The sequence below is a fragment of the uncultured Subdoligranulum sp. genome, from assembly GCF_937890665.1.
This window is the reverse complement of record NZ_CALADU010000316.1, coordinates 1-4187: the sequence shown is the minus strand read 5'-3', so window position 1 is coordinate 4187 and position 4187 is coordinate 1. Positions and strand designations below refer to the sequence as shown.

At 44.6% G+C, this 4187-nt stretch carries 3 protein-coding genes; all 3 read right to left on the bottom strand.

Features of this window, described 5'->3' with window-relative positions; genetic code table 11:
- Window positions 1-538, bottom strand: a 538-nt coding sequence (locus Q0526_RS18080) for a radical SAM protein (protein WP_298736753.1), incomplete at its 3' end; no start/stop codon positions are given.
- A 48-nt stretch (window positions 539-586) separates the two neighbouring features.
- Window positions 587-2944: a glycosyltransferase gene (locus Q0526_RS18075; protein ID WP_298736751.1), complete on the bottom strand. Its 2358-nt coding sequence runs from the start codon at window positions 2942-2944 to the stop codon at window positions 587-589.
- Window positions 2945-2957: 13 nt separating this feature from the next.
- Window positions 2958-3926: a glycosyltransferase gene (locus Q0526_RS18070; RefSeq protein ID WP_298736748.1), complete on the bottom strand. Its 969-nt coding sequence runs from the start codon at window positions 3924-3926 to the stop codon at window positions 2958-2960.
- Between the last annotated feature and the right edge of the window lie 261 nt (window positions 3927-4187).

The window sequence follows — 4187 nt, the reverse complement described above, 5'->3', positions numbered from 1 at the left end:
CATGGCACAGCGCTCCCAGATTTTCCATGCAAACCTGCTTTATTTCAGGAATAAGGGGGATTTCTTCATCACATGGTGTCATCTCCACCGTAAAGGAGGCTCCCGCCTGCTGCATCCTTTTAATATTAGCAAAGTAGGTTTCAAATAAATTGAGCCTCTTAAGTTCGAGATAGTGAAAAGAAAATTTGATAAACAGATGTTCAAGAAGTTCTCGTGGAAAGGCCGCCAATTCCTCAAAGCGATGTGTGAGAATACCATTTGTCACCACTGAGACAAAGTGACCTTCTTCTAATAATTCACGTACGATTTGAACAACTTCTTCTGGGATCAGTGTTTCTCCCCCTGCACAAAGGTTTAAAACGCAGCTCCCCATTTTTTTCACAGACAGCGCCTCGCGGATGTCTTTTGGAGAATGCTCAAAACGCGGAACTTCTTGCCTAAAGAGACCTTGCTGTGCAACATAGCAATAGCTGCAACGAAGATTACACGTTGTAACTGGAATATAGCAGTCAATATAGTGCTTTATCTTGATCGCCATCGAAACCCACTTTCCTTTCCCCGCCCCGATCGGCAGGATATATCTTTACTATACAAGATTGTCATTTGTTTCCACAATGTTTTTTAATGCATCAAAAAGGTTTCTTTCAAACACCGGATAGTGTGGCTCCTCAACCGTCAGTGCTTGTTGCACAGTTTGGACCAGTTTATCTGTGTGCCCCCCAAGATACCAAACCGCATTGGAGTCTTTCAAGAACGTTTCATATACATCACGGCTCTTACCTGTCAAACTATCCAGCACCACGCAGGGAGTACCCGTCACAACTGCAAACAGCATCCCATGCAACCGATCTGTAACAACCACTTGGCTATGAGCATAACACTGCAATTCGGCATTAACCACAGCAGCTCGATCCACTCGCGAGATGTCTTTTGGCGCTATATTGGTACGGCATTCAGCTTTGGGATCTACCGTCTTAATCATATCCAAAATTTGCTCACTCGTCACCGACAGCACACGCTCATCATCTGTCCGCAAACAAGCCAAAACACCTGACCGCTTAAATCCATAATTTCTTTTCAGCGCAAAAGCCATATCCGGCATAAGCGCCGCATGAGCATTAGGAAAGTGCTTACATGCAAACGCATAACTTTCCGCACCACGTGCAAAAATAGTCAGTTTTCTATGATTGTTATATACCTGCTGCGAAAGATCCAACTGCTGCCGCCCAAAGTCATCCTCCGAGAAAAAGATACTCTGCGGCAAAATAATTACCTGATTATTGGGGAAATCTGTCACGATTCGGCGATGAAGTTCTTCTTCCGCCGGATACAAACTACCTAAATTTCCCCCGCCATTCATAATAAAAATGTCTTCGGCATTAATAATTGCCTGCAAAAAATCATACTTGCGCTCTACCTCGTAAGTTGAAAATTCCACCTGATAATAGTCTGGAAAATAGCGACGCAGAATATCCTGTTCTGCCAGTGTAATAGCTGCATCACCAATGTTTTGGTGCTCAGCAGTGGCAATCATGATTGCCTTTTTCTTTTGGCGCAGCTCAGATACCTGCTGTTGGATATATGTTTGTTGCTGCCACACATAAAACTTGCTTTCTTCATCCTTTAACCTATTTATAGCTTGTTGTTGCTGTGCAAGAATATCTCTACATTCTGTAATCTTACTTTCTAAGATTTCTTGACCGGATTTTTGCTCCTTTGCGCTCCATTTTAGTTCTGCGACCCCGCGTTTTAAATCCGTCAGTCCTTGGTTTAACTCCGCCGTCTGCAGGCGGCTACAGTATCGAACCACGCGCTGCATGGGTCTCAACATGCCCTGCAACCCACGCTTTACCTCTTTTTTCAATCGTACGATAACCGCACTTCTCTGTGAGTTTTTCCGCTTTTCTTTGCTCTTATTTCCACTGCGAAGATGCTCTAACGCCTTACGTGGTTTACGCGCAATCACATCTTTCTTTACAGTTTCAAATTCTTTAGGTACCCAGTCTGCTTCTTCACATCCTTGGCGGAACAGCGAATCTTCCATCATTTTTTGAAGCAAAGCAACGCGCTCATTATCATCACGTAACTGAGAAGTCACCGCCGTTTCCTGCATGCTCCGAAGACCGGAAGACGCCACATAATTACAGAAGCAGGCCCACTCTTCTTGGCTTTGTTTTTCTTTCGGCCCCAGGTGCATCAGCAGTTGCCGCACCAAATACATCTTATTTTCAAATAAATCCGGCCGGTATCGATCCGTCAATGAGCCTGATCCTGTAATTCGATTATAATAATATACGATTTTGTCCAAAAACACGACCCCGTTACAGGCGTCATAATACGTCATGTTGGCGACAAAATCTTCCCCCAGCGAAAGTTCCGGAGGCAACTGCAATTGCAGCTTGTTCCACAGTTCCCGACTATATAATTTTCCCAGCAAATCTTCCAACAGAGCACTATGCCAAATTAACCGCATACGCTGCCGGGCAAAATCATCTCTTCCTAAAACATGCTCACCTAAACCAAGCCAGCGTGCTGTCAATAGCCTGTGATCAGCCTTCGGGGCAGAAAAATCCACCACCAGTTTGTTCCCGATCACCAACTCCATCCCGGTGCGAGTCGCCGCCTCAACAAGTTCCTCCAGCATATTCGGTGCCACAACGTCATCGCTGTCTACAAAGCAAAGCCAGTCTCCCATCGCTTGGGCTATTCCTATATTGCGAGCCCGGCTGACCCCGCCATTTTCGACAGTAACAACATGAAAGCGCGGATCCAATTGTTCATATTGGTTGCAAATATCCAGAGATGAGTCCGTGCTGCCATCATTAACCAAAACCGCTTCAAACCAGGGGTATGTCTGTGCCATTAGTGCATTCAAACAATATCCCAGCCATTTATCTGCATTATAGACCGGAACGATAATACTGACCAGTCCGTGATTCTTCATTTCTATTTACTCCTTACGCACCATTTTGCGCTGCATCCCACATGCGAACACAAGCATTCAAACCATTTTGCTCCAACTCGCCAAGGCACCTCTGGTAAATCTCATCAATCCCATGCCGTTCCAGCTCCGGTCGATCTTGCAAGGCAATTTGAATCGTCTGCTCCACTTTTTCTCCATGCAGATCATTCGCAACACATTTTGACAACGAAGTGAACAATGTATAGCAGTACACACTGCACATTTTTTTGTCAAGCGCCGCCAATTCAGGTCTTTCCCAAACAAGATGCACCTTTTCGTGGAATGCTTGGCAGCTATCAAGATTGTTCAGCCGGAAAGATGCTGTAATACTGTCCTCTCGCTTGTGATCGTAATTGTACGCAGAAATATCCGCGTAAACAATCTTCTGAGCAGCCAAATAAAACTTATGCGTCGTAAATTCGTCCTCATGCAGACGTCCCACTGGATAGCGAATGCCTTCGGCAATATCTGCACGATAAAGTTTGTTCCACGCAACCGGTTTGAAACATTTCCAATTCAAGTTGCCTGCAATCGCTTCAACGGGTGTTGCTTCCAAAATTTGTCCACTACACAAAGTTTCTTCTCTTACATAATCCGCATATATATTGCGATAACTGCATTCAGAAATTTCAGCGCCATATGTAACACAAAGATTATGCAAAAGTTCCAGCATATAGGGATCGATCCAATCATCGCTGTCCACAAACGCTATGTACTGCCCTACCGCAGCATCCATTCCAACATTGCGCGCGTCGGACAATCCCCCATTTGCTTTATGTAGCACCCGAATACGAGAGTCCTGTCGGGAAAGCGTATCGCACAATTTTCCGCTGTTGTCTGTACTTCCGTCATCCACCAGCAAAATTTCCAGATTCGAATACGTTTGATTGCAAATCGAGCGAACGCAACGTTCCAAATATTCTTCCACATTATAGACCGGAACGATCACACTGATCTTATCCATTTTTTCCTCCTCTTTGCGAGGCATGATAGTTTTGTACACCTTTTAAGGGTATTTCGCATAAGAGCGGGATATTTGCAGAAAGACAGCACTCCCACTTATAACTCTACTTATATATAAAAAGTTTATCACATTTGCTTCTTGAACGCAACAGACATTTATAATTAGAATAATCTCCCTCTTCCCCGCCAAGCCGGAAGTTGTGTAAAACGTAAGCGTCAAACGTGGGACCGGGTAGACAGGTATGAGAGAATAGTGGTGGAA

What these genes read in the sequence shown, in the direction of transcription:
- Q0526_RS18070 (WP_298736748.1), bottom strand. Translation starts at nt 3,926, where the DNA reads ATGGATAAGATCAGTGTGATCGTTCCGGTCTATAATGTGGAAGAATAT.
- Q0526_RS18075 (WP_298736751.1), bottom strand. Translation starts at nt 2,944, where the DNA reads ATGAAGAATCACGGACTGGTCAGTATTATCGTTCCGGTCTATAATGCA.